This is a genomic window from Pantoea dispersa, assembly GCF_019890955.1.
Lineage (GTDB): Bacteria > Pseudomonadota > Gammaproteobacteria > Enterobacterales > Enterobacteriaceae > Pantoea > Pantoea dispersa.
Genome location: NZ_CP082346.1, coordinates 361,273 through 381,068 on the forward strand (window position 1 = coordinate 361,273; position 19,796 = coordinate 381,068).

The window sequence follows — 19,796 nt, forward strand, 5'->3', positions numbered from 1 at the left end:
GTGTGGTTCCGTACTCTGTTTAATTGGAATGTGACAGGCGTTTTACGGCCGTTTGTAAAGCCCACGAGTAGCCGTCGGCGCCCAGTCCGCAGATGACGCCGGCAGATACATCGGAAAGATAGGAGTGATGTCGGAACGGTTCGCGTGCATGCACATTTGAGAGATGCACCTCAATAAAAGGAATGCTAACCGCCAACAGCGCATCGCGCAGGGCAACGCTGGTATGCGTAAACGCAGCCGGGTTGATGATGATGTAATCGACGTTGCCGCGGGCTTCGTGAATACGATCAATCAGCTGGTATTCCGCATTTGATTGCAGATGACTCAATTTCACATGGTGCTGGTCGGCCTGTTGCGTCAGATCGCTGACAATCTGCGCCAGCGTCGTGTGACCATACTTGTCAGGCTCGCGCGTTCCCAACAGGTTCAGGTTGGGTCCGTTTAACAGCAGTATGTGAAATTTATGCGCCATCTTGCGGCTATCTCCTGCAATCAGTGAGGCATCGCGTAAAATACCGCGACATCCTTCATTTGTCACTCTTCAGAGTGAAAAAGAAGACTTCGCTTGCAATAAAGCCGGGCATTATATCCGTTTCGAGGCAATTCGCAGCAAAATACTGGTCTTATCTGCGAAGTTGATCCGGCGAGGCCCGAAGGCCACACCTTTTAACAGATCTCGCAGCAGGAAAACAACCTTGCGGGGATTATCGGCGCAGAAGTTTACGCAACTTATTGTAACGCCAGCCTAACAGAGCCAGCGCCAGCAGAGCATAAATCCACGGCTGCGGTGACAGCACTTTCACAGACCAAAGATAGTGGACAGGCGCGAGGATCGCGACCAGATAGATGCCGTTGTGCAGCGTTTGCCAGCGGCGTCCCAGTTTGCGCTGGGCGCGCTGAAAAGAGGTGATGGCGAGAGCAAACAGAATAATCCAGCTGATCATGCCCAGTAACAAATAGGGGCGCGAGACAATCTCACTGCCGAGTAATCGCAGATGATCGTAACCCAGTTCCAGCAGATAGTAGCTGGTGAGATGCAGACAGGCCCAGGCAAAGCACCACAGGCCGAGCAGCCGGCGGGTACGAATCAGCAGCGGCTGCTTCAGATAACGCGTCAGCGGGCTCACCAGCAGCGTCGCCAGCAGCAGCTTCAGTGCCATGCGGCCGGTAAAATGCTGGATATCTTTCGCCGGATCGGCGCTCAGCCAGCCCTGATTTGCCGCCAGAAACAGGTACACCAGCGGCAGAAACGCCGCCAGATGCAGCACCACTTTCAGCAGCGTAACGTGGCGTAATGTCAGGCGCACTCAGTAGTTCTCCCGTAAATCGAGACCGCGATACAGCGAGGCCACCTCTTTAGCATAACCGTTGAACAGCAGTGTCGGCTGGCGTTCCACCTTGAGAATGCCGCCCGCACCGATAAAGCGCTCAGTCGCCTGCGACCAGCGCGGGTGGTTGACGTGCGGATTCACGTTAGCGTAGAAGCCATACTCGTTGGCGGCAATCTGGCTCCAGGTGGTGGGCGGACGATCGTGCGTCAGGGTAATTTTGACGATCGACTTAATCCCTTTAAAGCCATATTTCCACGGCACCGTCAGGCGAATCGGCGCGCCGTTTTGCGGCGGCAGCGCTTTGCCGTAAACGCCGGTGCTGAGCAGCGTCAGCGGATGCATCGCTTCGTCCAGCCGTAAGCCTTCAACATAGGGATAATCCAGCCCACCGCCGATAAAGCGGTCCTTTTGTCCCGGCATCTGATCGGGCGCGTATAGCGTCTGGAAGGCGACATAGCGGGCATTGCTGGTGGGTTCAGCCAGCTTCAGCAGCTTGTTGAGTTCAAAGCCTACCCAGGGAATCACCATCGACCAGGCTTCAACGCAGCGCATGCGATAGATACGCTGCTCCATGGCGAAACGTTTGAAGATGTCGTCCATATCCAGCGTCATCGGCTTCGCCACTTCACCCTCAATGCGCAATTGCCACGGGTCAGTTTTTAGCGTGCCGGCATTGGCGGCGGGATCGGCTTTGTCGAGACCAAATTCGTAGAAGTTGTTGTAGCCAGCGACTTTATCAAACGGCGTCAGCGGCAGGTCCGCCTGCCACTGGGCGGGTTTACTGAACTGCAGATCGTGTCCGGCAGGCGCCGGCGGCCTGTCATTGCCCTTAAACCAGCTCAGCACATCGGCCTGTGCGCCGCCGGGCAGGCTGGCCGCGGCAGCGCCAAGCCCCAGCGCTTTCAGCACCTGGCGGCGGCGCAGATTAAAAATGCTTTCCGGCGTAACATCGGCTTCGGTAAGGATGTGCGTGCGCTTCATGGCGTTCTCCGGCAAATCGATTAACTGCAGCTAGCATGATCAAACGCTGCCCGGCGCGCCACTTTCGCTGGCAAAATGTGAAATTTCCTGGCCGGTGCGTTCTGTTGAGAATAGGACGAAAAAGCCGCCCCGGAAGGCAGCGCTTCACACTTTGACGTTATACTCGCGCCGCAGGGTGGCGAAACCCGGCGCCGGGCGGGCGCTGATTTGGATCGGTAATTGTGATAATTTGCTCAGGTTTGCACCAGCGCTGCTGGCGCGAACCGTTGGCTGGCGTTCATAAACCGCAGTGATACAGGCACAGGGATGCGATTAACAACTAAGTTTTCTGCGTTTATTACCTTATTAAGCTTACTGGCGATGTTACTGATGCTGGTAGGCTGCGCTTTTAGTTTTATCTGGCTGTCGCAGCAGCGCGTAGAGAACCGTGTGCAGACACTGGCGACGGAAGTCGATAAAGCGCTGGCAAACCAGTCACCGCAGGAACTGACGCAGTGGCTGACGCGCCTGATGCCTGTCATCAATGCCGAACAGCTGGAACTGCATCACGATGATACCGTGCTGTTCCGCCTCGCGCGCCATGAAAATCCGATGCTGGAAGACGAGCCCAATCGTTTCATTCAACTGGATGTGCCGCTGGTGCACGCGCCGGGCATGGCGCTGCGCGTGGTGGTGCTCGATCCCGCCAAAACCTGGTTCCGCTCGTTCACCGGTGCCTACACGCTGATTATCCTGCTGACGGTGGTGGCGATCATGTCGGCACTGCTGGTGATGACGCACCGCTGGCTTAACCGCCGCTGGCAGCATATGGAGCGGCTGGAGGCGCGCGCGGAGCGCATTCTGGCTGGCGAGCGCACGCCGCGCAGCGATACCATCGCCGAATGGCCGCCGAAAGCCAGCCGCGCTATCGATCTGCTGCTGGGGGATTTACAGGAAGCCGGTGAGCAGCGTCTGCGTATCGACACCTTAATCCGCACCTTTGCCGCGCAGGATTCGCGCACCGGCCTGAATAATCGCCTGTTTTTCGATAACCAGCTGGCCACGTTGCTGGAAGACCAGGAAGACGTTGGCACACACGGTGTGGTGATGATGGTGCGGCTGCCAGACCTCGACACGCTACATGAAACACTCGGACCGACGCTGGTCGATGAATATCTGTTCGACCTGGTGAACATGCTCTCCACCTTCGTGCTGCGCTATCCGGGGGCGCTGCTGGCGCGCTATTTCCGCAGCGACTTTGCCGTACTGCTGCCGCACCGCACTTTGAAAGAGGCCAACAGCATTGCCGACCAGCTGATCAACGCGGTGGATTCATTGCCGCCGATGCGCATGGTGGATCGCGATGATCTGATCCACATTGGCATCAGCGCCTGGCGCAGCGGCGAGTCGGTGTCGCAGGTGATGGAGAATGTCGAACTGGCCACGCGCCGGGCGGCGCTGCAGGGCGGTAACAACTGGTCGGTGGGCGAGGGCAATACGCTGGAGATGGGGCGCGGCAGCGTGCGCTGGCGCACCCTGCTGGAAAACACCGTGAACCGCGGCGGCCCGCGTCTGTACCAGAAACCGGCGGTGCTGCTGGACGGCAAAGTGCATCACCGTGAAATGCTGGCGCGCGTGTTCGACGGCGATAAAGAGGTGGTGTCGGCAGAGTTCATGCCGCTGGTGCTGCAGCTTGGCATGGCCGACAGCTGGGATCGTCAGCTGGTCATGCGTATTGCGGCGCTGTCGGAGGTCTGGCCGGATGAAACGCTGGCGCTGCCGGTGAATATCGATTCGCTGCTGCAACGGCCGTTCCAGCGCTGGTTGCAAAAATTGCTGCTGCAGTGCAGTAAATCGCAAAGAAAACGATTTTTATTTGAACTTGCTGAGGCGGATGTTTGTCAACACATCAATCGTTTAGTGCCGGTTTTCCGTATGCTGACCGCGTTTGGCTGTCGGATTGCGGTAGATCAGGCCGGATTAACGGTGGTGAGTAGCGCTTACATCAAGCAGTTCCCGATTGAGCTGATCAAGCTCGATCCGGGCCTGATTCGCAACATTGAGCGCCGTACAGAAAATCAGCTGTTCGTGCAAAGTTTGCTGGAAGTGTGTAAATCCACGCCCACCAAAGTCTTTGCCGCCGGTGTACGCACGCGCGCGGAGTGGCAAACGCTGGCCGGGCTGGGCGTCGCGGGCGGCCAGGGCGACTTTTTTGCCCCTTCGCTGCCGGTGAACAGTAACGTGAAGAAACACTCGCAACGTTACCGGATTTAGCGCGTCAGCCACAGATACGGCAGCAGGCGGCTATTTTTCGCCTTTATGCCGTGCGCAGCCGGCGCGATCGGCGGCGGGAAATGTTAGATTTTATGTCGGAATTCACCCGCGACCGGCGGGTGAATTTGCGTTTAGAGCGGCAGCTTAGCGCCGTTTAACGCCGGTGTCGGACGGCAGCACCGCCGCGAAAAATTATTCAGCCTGGTTTTTCACCGAAGCAGAACGTTTTTGCGCCTTGTAGCGGCTTCGCGTGGTTGGTAAAGTAGGCGGATTTTATTTTCCGCCCCCAGCTTGCAGGATTATCCCTTAGTATGTTTAAAAAATTTCGTGGCATGTTTTCCAATGACTTGTCCATTGACCTGGGTACCGCGAATACCCTGATTTACGTAAAAGGACAAGGCATCGTGCTGAACGAGCCTTCTGTGGTTGCCATTCGTCAGGATCGCGCCGGCTCCCCAAAGAGCGTAGCGGCTGTTGGTCATGATGCAAAGCAGATGCTTGGCCGTACGCCGGGTAACATCGCAGCTATCCGTCCGATGAAAGATGGCGTTATCGCCGACTTCTTCGTGACTGAAAAAATGCTCCAGCACTTCATCAAGCAAGTGCACAGCAACAGCTTTATGCGCCCCAGCCCACGCGTGCTGGTGTGCGTGCCGGTCGGCGCGACCCAGGTTGAGCGTCGTGCCATCCGCGAATCGGCGCAGGGCGCCGGTGCCCGTGAAGTGTTCCTGATTGAAGAACCCATGGCTGCGGCAATCGGCGCGGGTCTGCCGGTGTCAGAAGCGACCGGCTCGATGGTGGTGGATATCGGTGGCGGTACGACCGAAGTCGCGGTTATCTCCCTGAACGGCGTGGTTTACTCTTCTTCTGTGCGTATTGGTGGCGATCGCTTCGATGAAGCTATCATTAACTACGTGCGCCGTAATTACGGCTCGCTGATTGGTGAAGCCACCGCTGAGCGTATCAAGCATGAGATCGGTTCGGCTTATCCGGGTGACGAAGTGCGCGAGATCGAAGTGCGCGGCCGTAACCTGGCTGAGGGCGTGCCGCGTGGCTTTACGCTGAACTCGAATGAAATCCTGGAAGCGCTGCAGGAGCCACTGACCGGTATCGTCAGTGCCGTGATGGTCGCGCTGGAGCAGTGCCCGCCGGAGCTGGCGTCTGACATCTCCGAGCGCGGTATGGTGCTGACCGGTGGCGGCGCGCTGCTGCGTAACCTGGATCGTCTGCTGATGGAAGAGACCGGTATTCCGGTGGTAGTCGCAGAAGATCCGCTGACCTGCGTAGCGCGCGGCGGCGGTAAAGCACTGGAAATGATCGACATGCATGGCGGCGATTTGTTCAGCGAGGAGTAATTCCTCTCCGGCTGAGACCGTGGTCAAATTGCGCAGGGAATAGCGACGATACCCAAAATCAGCACAACGGCAGGATGACGGCCATCGCATGCCGCACGGCAGCCTCAGCAGCAGGCACCGGGCAGCAGCGGCACAACGTCGTCACTGCGGTTTGCAGGATGCGGGGTAACTGGCGACGCTGCGCACGACGGCGTATAGCGTCCAGCCCTGGAGGCGTGAGTGCTGACACTCACGCTTCTTCCCTGATGTCGAGGAATTCGCAGAATTTATGAAGCCGATTTTTAGCAGGGGACCTTCCCTGCAGTTGCGCCTGTTTCTGGCCGTGATTGTGGCTATCGCGATTATTGTCGCCGATAGCCGGATCAGCACGTTCTCCCAGATCCGCAACTACCTGGACACGTCGGTCAGTCCATTTTACTTCCTGGCCAACGGGCCACGACAGCTTCTTGACGGCGTTTCCGAAACGCTGGCCTCGCGCCAGCAGCTGGAGCTGGAAAACAAAGCGCTGCGCCGTGAGCTCTTCCTGAAAAACAGTGACCTGCTGATGCTGGGGCAATACAAGCAGGAAAACGCGCGTCTGCGCGAGCTGCTCGGCTCGCCGCTGCGTCAGGATGAGCACAAAATGGTGACCCAGGTGATCTCCACCGGCACCGATCCTTACACCGATCAGGTGATCATCGATAAAGGCAGCGTCAACGGCGTATATGAAGGCCAGCCGGTGATCAGCGATAAAGGCGTGGTCGGCCAGGTGGTGGCGGTAGGGCAGGTGACCAGCCGCGTGCTGCTGATTTGCGATGCCTCGCACGCCCTGCCGATTCAGGTGCTGCGTAACGATATTCGCGTCATCGCCGCCGGTAACGGCTGCAGCGAAGATCTGCAGCTGGAGCATCTGCCGGGCAATACGGATATTCGCGTCGGTGATGTGCTGGTGACGTCAGGCCTGGGCGGACGCTTCCCGGAAGGGTATCCGGTCGGCGTGGTGTCATCAGTGAAAGTGGATACGCAGCGTGCCTATACCGTGATTCAGGCGCGTCCGACCGCCGGTCTGCAGCGTCTGCGCTACCTGCTGCTGCTGTGGGGTGCGGATAAGAACGGCGACATGCCGATGGCACCGGACGAAGTGCATCGCGTGGCCAACGAACGCCTGATGCAGATGATGCCGCAGGTGCTGCCGCCCGCGGGCGAAATGGGGCCGCCGGCACCCGCCATGATGCAGCAAAATCAGCAGATGGGGCCGCCACAGCCCGCCGCCAGCAGCCGTTCGCAGGGTAATCCGGCGAACTCGCGCGGAGGCCAGCCTTGAGTCGATATCGCAGCCAGGGGCGTTGGGTGATCTGGCTGTCCTTCCTTGTTGCGCTTATCCTGCAAATCATGCCGTGGCCGGATCAGATTTACATGTTCCGGCCATCGTGGCTATTGCTGATCCTGATCTACTGGGTGCTGGCGCTGCCGCACCGGGTCAATGTGGGCACCGGCTTTTTCCTTGGCGCCACTATGGATTTGGTCGCCGGCTCAACGCTGGGCGTGCGTGCGCTGGCGTTCAGCATTATCGCCTATCTGGTGGCCTTTAAATTTCAGCTATTCCGCAATCTGGCGTTGTGGCAGCAGGCATTAATGGTTATGGTGCTGTCGCTGGCGGTTGATGTGATTGTTTTCTGGGCAGAATTTCTGGTCATCAACGTCTCCTTCCGCCCGGAAATCTTCTGGAGTAGCGTGGTCGACGGTATCCTGTGGCCCTGGCTATTCTTACTGATGAGAAAGATTCGCCGTCAGTTTGCTGTGCAATAAGGAATACAATGATAACCCTCTACCTGGCTTCCGGCTCACCGCGTCGGCGCGAGCTGTTAACGCAGCTTGGCCTGCAGTTTGAGCGCCTGATTACCGATGTTGAAGAACAGCGTCAGCCGGGCGAAGCGGCGGAGTCTTACGTGCGGCGTCTGGCCAGCGATAAGGCGCGGGCCGGCGTGCGGATAGCACCGCAGGATCTGCCGGTGCTGGGCGCTGATACCATTGTGGTGCTGAATGGCGAAGTGCTGGAGAAACCGCGCGATGCGGCGCATGCCGCGCAGATGCTGGGTAAACTGGCCGGGCAAACCCATCAGGTCATGACGGCCGTGGCGCTGGCCGATGCGCAGGGCGAGCTGGATTGCCTGGTGACCACAGACGTGACATTCCGCACTATCACGGCAGAGGAAATTTCGCACTATATCGCCAGCGGCGAGCCGATGGATAAAGCCGGCGCGTACGGTATTCAGGGCCTGGGCGGCAACTTTGTGCGCCGCATCAATGGAAGTTATCACGCCGTAGTGGGATTGCCACTGGTGGAAACCAGCGAACTGCTGAGCCATTTTCAGTCGCTGCGTGCGTTAAGGGGACAAGATGACGGCTGAACTGCTGGTAAATGTGACACCTTCTGAAACCCGTGTTGCCTATATTGACGGCGGCATTCTGCAGGAAATCCATATTGAGCGCGAAGCGCGGCGCGGTATTGTCGGCAATATCTACAAAGGGCGCGTCAGCCGGGTACTGCCGGGCATGCAGGCGGCGTTTGTCGATATCGGGATGGACAAAGCGGCCTTTCTGCACGCCTCGGACATCATGCCGCACACCGAATGCGTGGCGGGTGATGAGAAGAAGAACTTTATCGTGCGCGATATCGCCGAGCTGGTGCGGCAGGGACAGGATTTAATGGTGCAGGTGGTGAAAGATCCGCTCGGCACCAAAGGCGCCCGCCTCACCACCGATATTACGCTGCCGTCGCGCTACCTGGTCTTTATGCCGGGGGCTTCGCACGTGGGCGTCTCACAGCGCATTGAAAGCGAAGCCGAACGTGAGCGGCTGAAAGCGGTGGTTGCCGCTTACTGTGACGATCTCGGCGGCTTTATTATTCGTACCGCCGCAGAAGGCATTGGCGCAGAAGAGCTGGCGCAGGACGCGGCATTTTTAAAGCGGCTGTGGACCAAAGTCAGCGAGCGTAAGAAGCGCAACCAGACGCGCTGCCTGCTGTACGGCGAGCTGGCGCTGGCGCAGCGCGTGCTGCGCGATTTCGCCGGCGCAGCGCTGGATCGCATCCGCGTCGATTCGCGCCTGACCTGCGATCTGCTGGTGGAATTTACCAGCGAATATATTCCGGAGATGGCCAGCAAGCTGGAGCTGTACAACGGCAAGCAGCCGATTTTCGATCTCTATGACGTGGAGAACGAGATTCAGCGCTCGCTCGAGCGCAAGGTGGAACTGAAATCTGGCGGTTACCTGATTATCGACCAGACCGAAGCCATGACCACGGTGGACATTAACACCGGTGCGTTTGTCGGCCACCGCAACCTCGACGAAACCATTTTTAATACTAATATCGAAGCCACGCAGGCGATTGCGCGCCAGCTGCGGCTGCGTAATCTCGGCGGCATTATCATCATCGATTTTATCGACATGAATAATGACGATCATCGCCGGCGCGTGCTGCACTCGCTGGAGAGCGCGCTGAGCAAAGATCGCGTTAAAACCAGCATCAACGGCTTCTCCGCGCTGGGGCTGGTCGAGATGACGCGCAAACGCACGCGCGAAAGCATTGAGCATGTGCTGTGTGCCGATTGCCCGGTGTGCCAGGGACGCGGTTCGCTGAAGACGGTGGAGACCGTGTGCTATGAAATCATGCGTGAAATCGTCCGCGTCCATCACGCTTACGACTCCGACAGCTTCCTGGTGTACGTGTCACCCGCAGTGGGTGAAGCGCTGAAAAGCGATGAGTCGCACGCGCTGGCCGAAGTGGAAATTTTTGTCGGCAAGCAGGTCAAAGTACAGGTTGAACCGCTCTACACGCAGGAGCAGTTTGACGTCGTCATGATGTAAGTCGTGAGGTTGAACGCCGTAACCCAACGGAAAGCAAGGAGAGGTGTGTGAGGCGGTTGCCGGGGATTTTGTTACTGCTGCTCGCCGCAATCATCGTCATTGTGGCGCTGCTGGTCAGCGGGCTGCGCCTTGTGATGCCGCATCTCAACAGCTATCGCGGCGAGGTGCTGCACACCCTTTCGCGCGTCAGCGGCGTCACCATCGATGCCAGTGAAATTCAGGGAAAATGGGAGAATTTTGGCCCGACCCTGCAGGTGCGCGATCTGCGTATCGACATGGAAAAAGATGGCGAGCTGCAGATTGGCCGCGTTACGCTGGCGCTCAATGTGTGGCAGTCGCTGCTGCACTGGCGCTGGCAGTTTCGCGATCTCACCTTCTGGCAGCTGCGGCTGGCAACCAACCGTCCGTTGCTCACCAGCGACGAGCAAAAAAACAGCTTCAAACCGGCCCAAATCAACGATCTGTTCTTACGCCAGTTTGACCATTTCGATCTGCGCGACAGCAGCATCCGTTTTCTCACGCCATCCGGCCAGCATGCCGAACTGGCGATTCCCCGCCTTACCTGGCTGAACGAGGACAACCGCCACCGCGCCGAAGGCGAAGTGAGCCTGTCCAGCTTCACCGGCCAGCACGGCGTGGTGCAGGTACGGCTCGATCTTAACGATACCAACGGCTTACTCAACGACGGCCGCATCTGGATGCAGGCCGATGATGTGGACGTGCGCCCGTGGATTGGCCGCTGGCTGCGTGATAATACCAGCCTGCAAAGCGCGCGTTTCAGCCTGGCCGCGTGGGTCAACCTGCGCGACGGCGAGGTGTATGCAGGCGATCTGCTGCTGAGCAAAGGCGGCGCACGCTGGCGCGGCGAGCAGGGCGATCATCAGCTGCAGGTGGATGGCCTGACCGCGCATCTGGCGCGCTACCAGAATGGCTGGAGCCTGACGGTGCCGCAAACCCGGCTGATGACTGACGGCGTGGCCTGGGATGCCGGCCATATCGCCCTGCTGTGGAAGCCAGAAGATAAACAGATGATCGGCGCGAACAGTGCAGCGGAAGTGCGGGTGCGCGCCACCCGGCTCGATCTGCAGCGTCTGGCACCGCTGGTGCCGCTGTTTGCGCCGCTCTCGCCCACGCTGCTGGACAACTGGCGGGCGCTGCAGCCGCGCGGCTATATCGACGCGCTGGCGCTGGATATTCCGCTGGCGCAGCCGGAGCAGACGCGTTTGCAGGCGCGCTGGCGCGATCTGGCGTGGCAGCACTGGGAGCTTTTGCCGGGCATCAGCAATCTGAGCGGCAGCGCCAGCGGCAGTCTGAACCACGGCCAGCTGGATGTGCAGATGGGCCAGGCGGAAGTGCCGTACGGCGATATGTTCCAGGCGCCGTTACAGATTCAGCAGGTCACCGGCAGGATTAACTGGCTGCGCGATGCTAACGGCCTGACGCTGGATGGCCAGCAGCTGGACGTGCAGGCACGTTCGCTGTGGGCGCACGGCGATTTCCGCTATCAGCAAAATGTCGGTAAAGCGCCGCGCCTCGACATTCTTGCCGGGATTCGCGTCACCGACGCCGGTGATGCCTGGCGCTACTTCCCCGAGCCGCTGATGGGCCACGATCTGACGCAGTATCTCAGCGAAGCGGTCAAAGGCGGCCAGGTGGAGAATGCCACGCTGCTGTTTGCCGGCGATCCGCGTCTGTTCCCGTTTAAGCACCACGACGGCATGTTTGAAGTGGCCGTGCCGGTGCGCAATGCTACCTTCCAGTTCCAGCCGGGCTGGCCGGCGCTGCAAAACCTCGATATCGACCTCGATTTTATTAACGATGGTCTGTGGATGAAGGCGGCGCAAACCCGGCTGGGCGCGGTGGACGCGCGCAACGTCAGTGCGGTAATCCCGGATTACCTGAAAGAGAAGCTGATCATTGACGGTGATTTGAGCGGCGAAGGTAAAGATATCGCCGACTATTTTGCCCGCACGCCGCTCAAATCCACGCTGGGTGCGGCGCTGGAGCAGCTGCAGATTAGCGGCAACGTGCGTGGTTCGCTCAACCTGGATATTCCGCTGGATGGGGAACTGGTGCACGCCAGCGGTAACGTGGTGCTGAATAACAACAGCCTGCACATTAAGCCGCTTAACACCACGCTGAAAAACCTGACCGGACGTTTCCGCTACAACAACGGAAACCTGGAGAGTGAAGAGCTGCAGGCCAACTGGTTCGGTCAGCCCACCGGCGTGCGTTTCACCACCACGGAAAATCCCGATGATTTTGGCGTTAACGTCAAACTGCTGGGCGACTGGCAGCCGGCAAAACTGGCCATGCTGCCCGCCAGCGTAAGCAGTAAGCTGGGCGGCAGTCTGGCGTGGCAGGGCAATGTCGACATCACGCTGCCGCATCAGGGTGGGGCGCGCTACAAGGTTGATATCAACGGTGACGGCAAGACAGTGAGCAGTCACTTACCTCCACCACTGGATAAAGAGGCCGGTGAGGCACTGCCCATCGCCATTAATGCCAGCGGCGATTTGCACAGTTTTAACCTCAGCGGCAGCGTGCGTGAGCACCATCGCTTTAACAGCCGCTGGCTGCTGGAGCCGCAGCTGCGCGTTGATCGCGGTATCTGGCTGAATGATGCCAAAAGCACGCCGGCGCTACCGGATCGGCGTGGGATGGTGCTTAATCTGCCGGCGCTGGACGGCGAAGCCTGGCTGGGGCTGATGACCGGCGCGACGGGTTCACGCAATGCGCAGGGCGAGACGGACATCGGCGGCGCACTGCTGCCGGGCGATGTGACGCTGCGCACTCCGGCCCTGACGCTCGGCGGCCAGCAGTGGCACGATGTTAATGCCACGGTGACCCAGGGCGCGGGCGGCAGTACGCAGCTGCAGCTGGAGAGCCGCGAAGCGCGCGGCAGCCTGCGAACCGCACAACACGCGCCGTGGCAAATCGACCTGAGCTATCTTTATTACAATCCGCAATGGAGTGACGACGAAGCGGGCAAGGCCTCCTCGCCGTTCAGCGGGGACAGTGGCATTGATTTCCGCAGCTGGCCAGCGCTGCAGCTCAACTGCGCTGAGTGCTGGCTGCGCGGCCAGAAGTTCGGCCACATTCAGGCCAGGCTCCAGCCGCAGGGAGAGACGTTAGCACTCACTAACGGCAGCGTCGATACCGGCAGCTCGAAGCTCAATGTCGCGGGTGAATGGGTGAACAAAGCGGGCGAGCAGCGCACCTCGTTAAAAGGCAGCCTGAGCGGCAAAAATATCAATGATGCCACCAACTGGTTTGGCATGAACACGCCGCTGCGCGATGCGCCGTTTAAAATTGATTATGACCTGCACTGGCGCTCCGCACCGTGGCAGCCTTCAGAAAAGACGCTGAGCGGCACGCTGAAAACCCACTTCGGCAAAGGGCAGATTGCGGATGTGAACACCGGTCGTGCCGGACAGTTGTTGCGGCTGGTGAGCTTCGATGCCCTGCTGCGTAAGCTGCGCTTCGATTTTAGCGATACCTTTAATGAAGGTTTCTGGTTTGATTCGATCAACGGCACGGCGTGGATTGAAAACGGCGTGATGCGCACCGATAACCTGCTGGTGGATGGCCTCGAAGCGGATATCGCCATGCAGGGCAAAGTAGATCTGGTGCAGCGGCAAATCGACATGGAAGCGGTGGTGGCACCGGAGATCGGCGCCTCGGTTGGCGTGGCCACCGCGTTTGTAATTAACCCGGTGGTCGGCGCGGCGGTTTTTGCCGCCAGCAAGGTGCTGGCACCGTTGTGGAATAAGATTTCGCTGCTGCGCTATCACATCAGTGGACCGCTGGATAAGCCGGAAATCAATGAAGTGCTGCGCAAACCGCGCGAAGCCGATAAGAAGTGAATTTGACGCCGTCGGGGAATTGCCGCAGGCTATGACTATCCGAGCACATAATGAGTGAGAAACGATGACTCTGAATCTGGTAAGTGAGCAGTTACTAGCTGCGAACAGCATTAATCAGCAGGACCTTTTTTCCCTGTTAGGGCAGCTTTCAGAACGTCGTCTGGACTATGCCGATCTCTATTTTCAGTCCAGCTTCCATGAATCCTGGGTGCTGGAAGACAAAATCATTAAAGATGGCTCTTATCACATCGACCAGGGCGTGGGCGTCCGCGCGGTAAGCGGGGAGAAAACCGGTTTTGCCTATGCCGATCAAATCAGCCTCAACGCCCTGCGCCAGTCGTCCGAAGCGGCGCGCAGTATCGTGCGCGAGCAGGGCAATGGCAAAGCGCACGCGCTCTCTGCGGTGCTTAACCGTTCGCTGTACGCGCCGGTCAATCCGCTGGACAGCCTGACGCGCGAAGAAAAAATCGCACTGCTGCACCGGGTTGATAAAGTGGCACGCGCTGCCGATCCGCGCGTGCAGGAAGTGAATGCCAGCCTGAGCGGCGTCTACGAGCAGGTACTGGTCGCCGCCACTGACGGTACGCTGGCGGCGGATATTCGTCCGCTGGTGCGCCTGTCCATTAGCGTTCAGGTGGAAGATCAGGGTAAACGCGAGCGCGGCGCCAGCGGCGGCGGTGCGCGTACCGGCTACGAATTTTTCCTCGCCGATGAGAGCGGCGACGTACGGGCCGATGTCTGGGCGCGCGAAGCAGTGCGCATGGCGCTGGTTAACCTGTCCGCCGTCGCGGCGCCAGCCGGTACGCTGCCGGTGGTGCTGGGTGCGGGCTGGCCAGGCGTGCTGCTGCACGAAGCGGTGGGCCACGGTCTGGAAGGGGATTTCAACCGCCGCGAGACCTCCGTCTTCAGCGGTAAGATGGGCCAGCTGGTGGCGTCCGAACTCTGCACCGTGGTTGACGACGGTACCCTGCAGGGGCTGCGTGGTTCGCTGGCGGTGGATGATGAAGGCGTGCCGGGACAGTACAACGTGCTGATCGAAAACGGCGTGCTGAAAGGCTATATGCAGGACAAGCTCAATGCGCGTCTGATGGGCGTGCCGCCTACCGGTAACGGTCGTCGTGAATCCTATGCGCACCTGCCGATGCCGCGCATGACCAACACCTATATGCTGGCGGGCAAATCGACGCCGCAGGAGATCATTGAGAGTGTGGAGTATGGTCTCTATGCCCCTAACTTTGGCGGCGGCCAGGTCGATATCACCTCCGGCAAGTTTGTGTTTTCGACTTCCGAGGCTTATCTGATCGAGAACGGCAAAGTCACCAAACCGGTGAAAGGCGCGACGCTGATCGGCTCCGGCATTGAGGCGATGCAGCAGATTTCCATGGTCGGTAACGATCTGGCGCTGGATAAGGGCGTCGGCGTGTGCGGTAAAGAGGGCCAGAGCGTGCCGGTCGGCGTAGGTCAGCCCACGCTGAAGCTGGATAAAATTACCGTGGGCGGAACGGCTTAAGGTTCATGCTGGTGCGCATCAGTGCACACCCTGTCAAAACCGCGCAATGGGTTTGTACAATGCTTGTCAGTTATGAGTAAACAGCACGCACACTTTGGTAGCGGCGCAATTTATTGCGCAAAGCATGGATGGGAACGGTGCTGCTAGTAGTACGCGCGATTAATCGCGCCGCTACGAAATCTGCGGTAATTGAATTTGGTACTTAACTGATCGGCATTACGCAATTGTTTTGCCAGGTCACCTTTCAGGGGGACCTGGCATGCATAACTGTCCCGCATTTCTCCGTCTGCGTCCTTAAGGCCAGCCACACCCGAGCGCCACCCCGGCTAACTTTTGCGGTGCTGCTGATACTGCCTTGCCACCTGTCTGAAATACTCGGTCAAATAATTGATACACACCTGCACCTTGAGCGGCAGCTTATCCTTCTCGGTATAGACGGCATACACCGGGCGCGGCTCCGAGTGATACTGCGGGAACAAAATATCGATCTCACCGGCGTTAATCTCATCAATCACCCACATCAGCGGCACATAGGCGATACCGCAGCCGGCTTTCAGCCAGCGAATCAGCGTCTGAGAATCATTGGTGACAAAACGTCCCTGCGGCGTCAGGCGCGTCACCAGACCTTCCGGCGCCACCAGCTCGAAGGTGTTATCCGGGCGCACGCTGTACTCCAGCCAGGAAAAGTTGTCGATTTCAGCCGGCTTTTCCGGCGTGCCGTGCTGGGCCAGGTAGCTCTTCGCCGCGCATACCACCATCGGCATGGCGCCCAGCCGGCGCGAGAACAGGTTGGAATCCTGCAGCTCACCGACGCGTATCACCACATCCAGCCCGTTAGCAATCAGGTCCGGCGCCGGTATGCCGGTCATCAGGTTGACGCTCAGTCCCGGGTATTCGTGCAGCATCTCGCTGGTCATGGCGGAGAGGACATTTTGCGCCATGGTGGTTGAGCAGCCGATGCGTAAAATCCCGATCGGCGTATTGTTGAAGGCGTACAGCTGTTCGTGCACCTGCGAAGCCTCTGCCAGCATGCGGCGGCAGCCCTGGTAATAAATCTTACCGGCTTCGGTCAGGCCCAGACTGCGGGTGCTGCGGTTAAGCAGTTTCACCTGCAGCTCATCTTCCAGTCTGGCAACAATCTGGCTGATTGACGAGACGCTGAGCTGCAGCTGGCGTGCGGCGGCGGTAAATGAGCCCAATTCAACCACTTTGGCGAAAATGGACATGCCTTTGAGTCGTTCCATTGTTTACTCTGGCTAAAAAGTGATTTAGCTCACAATATGTAGAAAACGTATAGTCAAGCGCGTTACTATACGCACGCTGGGTCTCTTCACCGCACCTGAACACGGCAGTGTTTACCCGATGATACGCTATGATTAGCTCAACGCGGCCTGAATGTTGTCATCAGATTATCCGTCATCCCACTATCATCAACCCGACGTGCCAGAGGGCATGAGGGCAGGTATCGGTGCAATCCGGCAAGGTCGAACTAAGGAACCGAAATGAGTGTGCTTCCGGTATTTGTCGTATTCGGGCTGTCTTTTCCGCCCATCTTCATTGAACTACTGGTTTCGCTGGCGCTGTTCTGGCTGGTGAAACGCGTGCTGACGCCCAGCGGGATTTACGATCTGGTGTGGCATCCGGCACTTTTTAACACAGCGCTGTATTGCTGTGTGTTTTACCTTGTATCCCGTCTATTCGTCTGAGGTTTTAAGTGAAAGCGCTAATAAGAAAAATCGCGCGTTACGCCATTACGCTCCTGCTGGTTATCATCGCTGTTATTATCATCTTCCGCGCCTGGGTGTTCTATACCGAGTCGCCGTGGACGCGTGACGCCAAATTCTCCGCTGACGTGGTGGCGATCTCCCCGGACGTGACCGGACTGATCACCGACGTCCCGGTACACGACAACCAGCTGGTGAAAAAAGGCGATACGCTGTTTATCGTTGACCGTCCGCGCTACCAGAAAGCGCTGGATGAGGCGCAGGCGGATGTCGAATATTACCAGGCGCTGGTCAGCGAAAAACGCCGTGAAGCGGCGCGCCGTAACCAGCTCGGTACCAGCGCGATGTCGCGTGAAGCCATTGAGCAGTCGAATAGCGACCTGCAGACCAGCGAACATCAGCTGGCCAAAGCGATGGCGACGCGCGATCTGGCGGTGATCGACCTCGATCGCACCACCATCAAAGCGCCGTCCGACGGCTGGGTCACCAACCTCAACGTCTATCAGGGTGAATTCATCACGCGCGGCTCGGTGGCCGTGGCGCTGGTGCAGAAGCACTCGTTCTACGTGCTGGCCTACATGGAAGAGACCAAGCTGGATGGCGTGCGTCCCGGCTTCCGCGCGGAAATCACTCCGCTGGGCAGCAACACGGTGCTGCGCGGCACGGTTGACAGCATCGCGGCTGGCGTGACCAACAGCAGCAGCAGCGTCGACAGCAAAGGCATGGCCACCGTGGACTCCAACCTCGAGTGGGTGCGTCTGGCGCAGCGCGTGCCGGTGCGTATTCGCCTTGACGATCAGCCCGGCAACCGCTTCCCGGCGGGGACCACCGCCACCGTGGTGATCACCGGTGACAAAGACCGCCAGACCAAAGTGTCGCCGATGGCGCAGCTGTTCAACCGCCTGCGTGAGTTTGGTTAAGCGGGGGCGATATGATTGAGTTTTTGCGTTTCCCGGTAAAGCTGACCTTCGCGCTGGTGGCGGCGCTGATGATTGGCTTTCACTTCAATCTGGAAACGCCGCGCTGGGCGGTGATGACCGCCGGTATCGTGGCCGGCGGCACCGCCTTTGCCGCGGGCGGCGATCCCTACTCTGGCGCGCTGCGCTACCGTGGCGTTCTGCGTATTATCGGCACCTTTATCGGCTGTATCGCGGCACTCACCATCATGATTGCGACGGTGCGCGCGCCGGTGGTGATGCTGCTGCTGTGCTGCCTGTGGGCCGGTATGTGCGTCTGGCTCTCATCGCTGATTAAAGTCGAAAACTCCTACGCGCTGGGCCTCGCTGGCTACACCGCGCTGATCATCGTGGTAACCGCGGATGCCAGCGGCGGCCTGACGCTGGCGCCGCAGTTCGCCGTGGAGCGCTGCAGCGAAATTGTGCTCGGTATCCTGTGCGCCATTCTCGCCGACATGCTGTTCTCTCCGCGCTCGATCAAGAAAGTGATTGATGCGGAAGTGGATGCGCTGCTGGTGGCGCACTACCGCCTGCTGCAGCTGTGCGTGGCGCACGAGGATAAAGAGGAAGTCGACAAATCCTGGAGCGCGCTGGTGCGCCGCACGACCGCGCTCAACGGCATGCGTAGCCAGCTGCTGATGGAGTCGTCGCGCTGGAGCAACACCAGCCGCCGTCTGCAAATGCTCAACACGCTATCGCTGACGCTGATTACTCAGGCCGCTGAGACCTTCCTGATTCAGAATTCGCGCCCGGATTACATCCCGCCGCAGTATCGCCTGCTGATTGAAAAAGAGGTAACCAGCGTCAGCGACGTACATAAGCGCATGAAGCTGATGCGCCGCGTTATTGGCGTCAGCAGTAAAAGCGTGCCGTTTACCCTGGCCAGCTGGGTCGGCGCAGCGACCGAATATCTGCTGCTGATCAATGGCGTCAAAAGTAACAGCCGTATCACCACGCTGGAGGAGAGCATTCTGCAGCGTGAGGTGGTGATCCAGGCGCGTTCAGCGGAGACGCATCATGCGATGATCAATGGCGTGCGCACCTTTGTCGCCACCGCGCTGGGTTCGCTGTTCTGGCTGTATACCGGCTGGACTTCCGGCAGCGGCTGCATGGTGATGCTGGCGGTGATTACCGCGCTGGCGATGCGTATGCCGAATCCGCTGATGATGGCGAAAGACTTCTTCTACGGCATGGCCTTTGCGGTGCCGCTGGGCATGCTCTACTTCATCTGGGTATTGCCGGGCACCCAGCAAAGTGCCTTGCTGTTGTGTATCGCGATTGGCGCACTCGGCTTTATCGGCGGCATCTTTGTACAGCGGCGGCAGATTGGTACGCTGGGCGCGCTGATCGGCACCATCAACGTGCTGGTGCTGGATAACCCGATGAAGTTTGAGTTCAACGTGTTTCTCGATAACGCGCTCGGCCAGTGGATTGGCAGCTTTGTGGCGATGATGGTGATTTTGCTGATTCGTGACAAATCCAAAGCCCGTACCGGACGCAAGCTGCTGAATCGCTTTATGTATGCTGCGGTGGCCGCGCTGACCACCAATCAGGCGCGCCGGCGTGAGAACCATTTACCGGCGCTTTATCAGCAGCTGTTCCTGCTGCTTAACCTGTTCCCGGGCGATATCGACAAATACCGGATTGCGCTCACGCTGATTATTGGTCATCAGCGCCTGCGCAACGCGGAGGTACCGGTCAATGCCGATCTGTCGGCGTATCACCGCCAGCTGCGCGCCACCGCCGACCGCATTATTGCGGCCAGCAGCGATGATAAACGGCGCTACTACTTTGAGCGCCTGCTGCAGGAGCTGGACGTTTATCAGCAGAAGCTGCAGCACTATGCCGCCCCGGCCAGCGTGACGGAACCGGTGAAACGGCTGTCGATGATGCTGGATAAGTACCAGAATACCCTCATCCAAATCTGAAACTGGCCGCTGCCTGGCGCAGCGGCTGGCCTGATGCCACGCT

The 19,796-nt window shown here is 58.9% G+C and carries 15 protein-coding genes; 11 read left to right on the forward strand and 4 right to left on the reverse strand.

Translation table 11 applies throughout. The features are described 5' to 3' along the window. Positions 1-19: 19 nt before the first annotated feature. From aroQ to msrP, 3 genes are all read right to left on the reverse strand, one after another. Positions 20-472 carry a type II 3-dehydroquinate dehydratase gene (aroQ, locus tag K7H94_RS01760; RefSeq protein ID WP_021508156.1) on the reverse strand — a complete coding sequence of 151 codons (453 nt, stop codon included), beginning with the start codon at positions 470-472 and terminating at the stop codon, positions 20-22. A gap of 232 nt (positions 473-704) precedes the next feature. Next, positions 705-1,307 (reverse strand): protein-methionine-sulfoxide reductase heme-binding subunit MsrQ, encoded by a 603-nt coding sequence (msrQ, locus tag K7H94_RS01765; RefSeq protein ID WP_021508155.1) that lies wholly within the window; start codon positions 1,305-1,307, stop codon positions 705-707. Next, positions 1,308-2,312, reverse strand: coding sequence for a protein-methionine-sulfoxide reductase catalytic subunit MsrP (gene msrP / locus K7H94_RS01770; RefSeq protein WP_222951552.1), 1,005 nt, complete (start codon positions 2,310-2,312; stop codon positions 1,308-1,310). 306 nt (positions 2,313-2,618) lie between these two features. On the opposite strand from msrP, the gene csrD reads away from it, so the two are divergent. The 8 genes from csrD to tldD all read left to right on the forward strand — a co-directional run bounded on the left by csrD (position 2,619) and on the right by tldD (position 15,145). Further along, positions 2,619-4,565 carry an RNase E specificity factor CsrD gene (gene csrD / locus K7H94_RS01775; protein ID WP_058781111.1) on the forward strand — a complete coding sequence of 649 codons (1,947 nt, stop codon included), beginning with the start codon at positions 2,619-2,621 and terminating at the stop codon, positions 4,563-4,565. 311 nt (positions 4,566-4,876) lie between these two features. Beyond that, the gene (gene mreB, locus K7H94_RS01780; protein WP_003855260.1) at positions 4,877-5,920 is read left to right on the forward strand and encodes a rod shape-determining protein MreB; all 1,044 of its coding nucleotides are present in this window, start codon (positions 4,877-4,879) and stop codon (positions 5,918-5,920) included. 268 nt (positions 5,921-6,188) lie between these two features. Beyond that, a complete protein-coding gene (gene mreC, locus K7H94_RS01785) occupies positions 6,189-7,223 on the forward strand; it encodes a rod shape-determining protein MreC (protein WP_222951553.1) in 1,035 nt (344 codons plus the stop codon). Continuing rightward, complete coding sequence (gene mreD, locus K7H94_RS01790) at positions 7,220-7,708, forward strand: rod shape-determining protein MreD (RefSeq protein WP_222951554.1); 489 nt, start codon at positions 7,220-7,222, stop codon at positions 7,706-7,708. The genes mreC and mreD overlap by 4 nt, the downstream gene beginning before the upstream one ends. Positions 7,709-7,716: 8 nt before the next feature. Beyond that, on the forward strand, positions 7,717-8,310 hold the full coding sequence (locus K7H94_RS01795; protein ID WP_021508150.1) for a Maf family protein: 594 nt from the start codon (positions 7,717-7,719) through the stop codon (positions 8,308-8,310). Then, positions 8,300-9,769, forward strand: a complete 1,470-nt coding sequence (gene rng / locus K7H94_RS01800; protein ID WP_021508149.1) for a ribonuclease G — start codon at positions 8,300-8,302, stop codon at positions 9,767-9,769. The genes K7H94_RS01795 and rng overlap by 11 nt, the downstream gene beginning before the upstream one ends. 47 nt (positions 9,770-9,816) lie before the next feature. Beyond that, positions 9,817-13,635 (forward strand): AsmA2 domain-containing protein YhdP, encoded by a 3,819-nt coding sequence (gene yhdP, locus K7H94_RS01805; RefSeq protein WP_222951555.1) that lies wholly within the window; start codon positions 9,817-9,819, stop codon positions 13,633-13,635. A 64-nt stretch (positions 13,636-13,699) separates the two neighbouring features. Then, complete coding sequence (tldD, locus tag K7H94_RS01810) at positions 13,700-15,145, forward strand: metalloprotease TldD (protein ID WP_222951556.1); 1,446 nt, start codon at positions 13,700-13,702, stop codon at positions 15,143-15,145. A 326-nt stretch (positions 15,146-15,471) separates the two neighbouring features. Here the strand turns inward: tldD and aaeR are convergent, their stop codons facing one another. After that, positions 15,472-16,389, reverse strand: coding sequence for an HTH-type transcriptional activator AaeR (aaeR, locus tag K7H94_RS01815; protein WP_058771467.1), 918 nt, complete (start codon positions 16,387-16,389; stop codon positions 15,472-15,474). A gap of 258 nt (positions 16,390-16,647) precedes the next feature. Here aaeR and aaeX point away from each other — a divergent pair, with 258 nt between their 5' ends. Genes aaeX through aaeB form a run of 3 tightly spaced genes read left to right on the forward strand, consistent with a single transcriptional unit; the run spans position 16,648 to position 19,753 of the window. Further along, positions 16,648-16,851 carry a p-hydroxybenzoic acid efflux pump operon protein AaeX gene (gene aaeX, locus K7H94_RS01820; protein ID WP_021508145.1) on the forward strand — a complete coding sequence of 68 codons (204 nt, stop codon included), beginning with the start codon at positions 16,648-16,650 and terminating at the stop codon, positions 16,849-16,851. An 8-nt stretch (positions 16,852-16,859) separates the two neighbouring features. Next, entirely contained in the window at positions 16,860-17,789 is a 930-nt protein-coding gene (gene aaeA / locus K7H94_RS01825; RefSeq protein WP_222951557.1) for a p-hydroxybenzoic acid efflux pump subunit AaeA, read from the forward strand. An 11-nt stretch (positions 17,790-17,800) separates the two neighbouring features. Next, entirely contained in the window at positions 17,801-19,753 is a 1,953-nt protein-coding gene (gene aaeB / locus K7H94_RS01830) for a p-hydroxybenzoic acid efflux pump subunit AaeB (protein WP_222951558.1), read from the forward strand. The last annotated feature ends 43 nt before the right edge of the window (positions 19,754-19,796 follow it).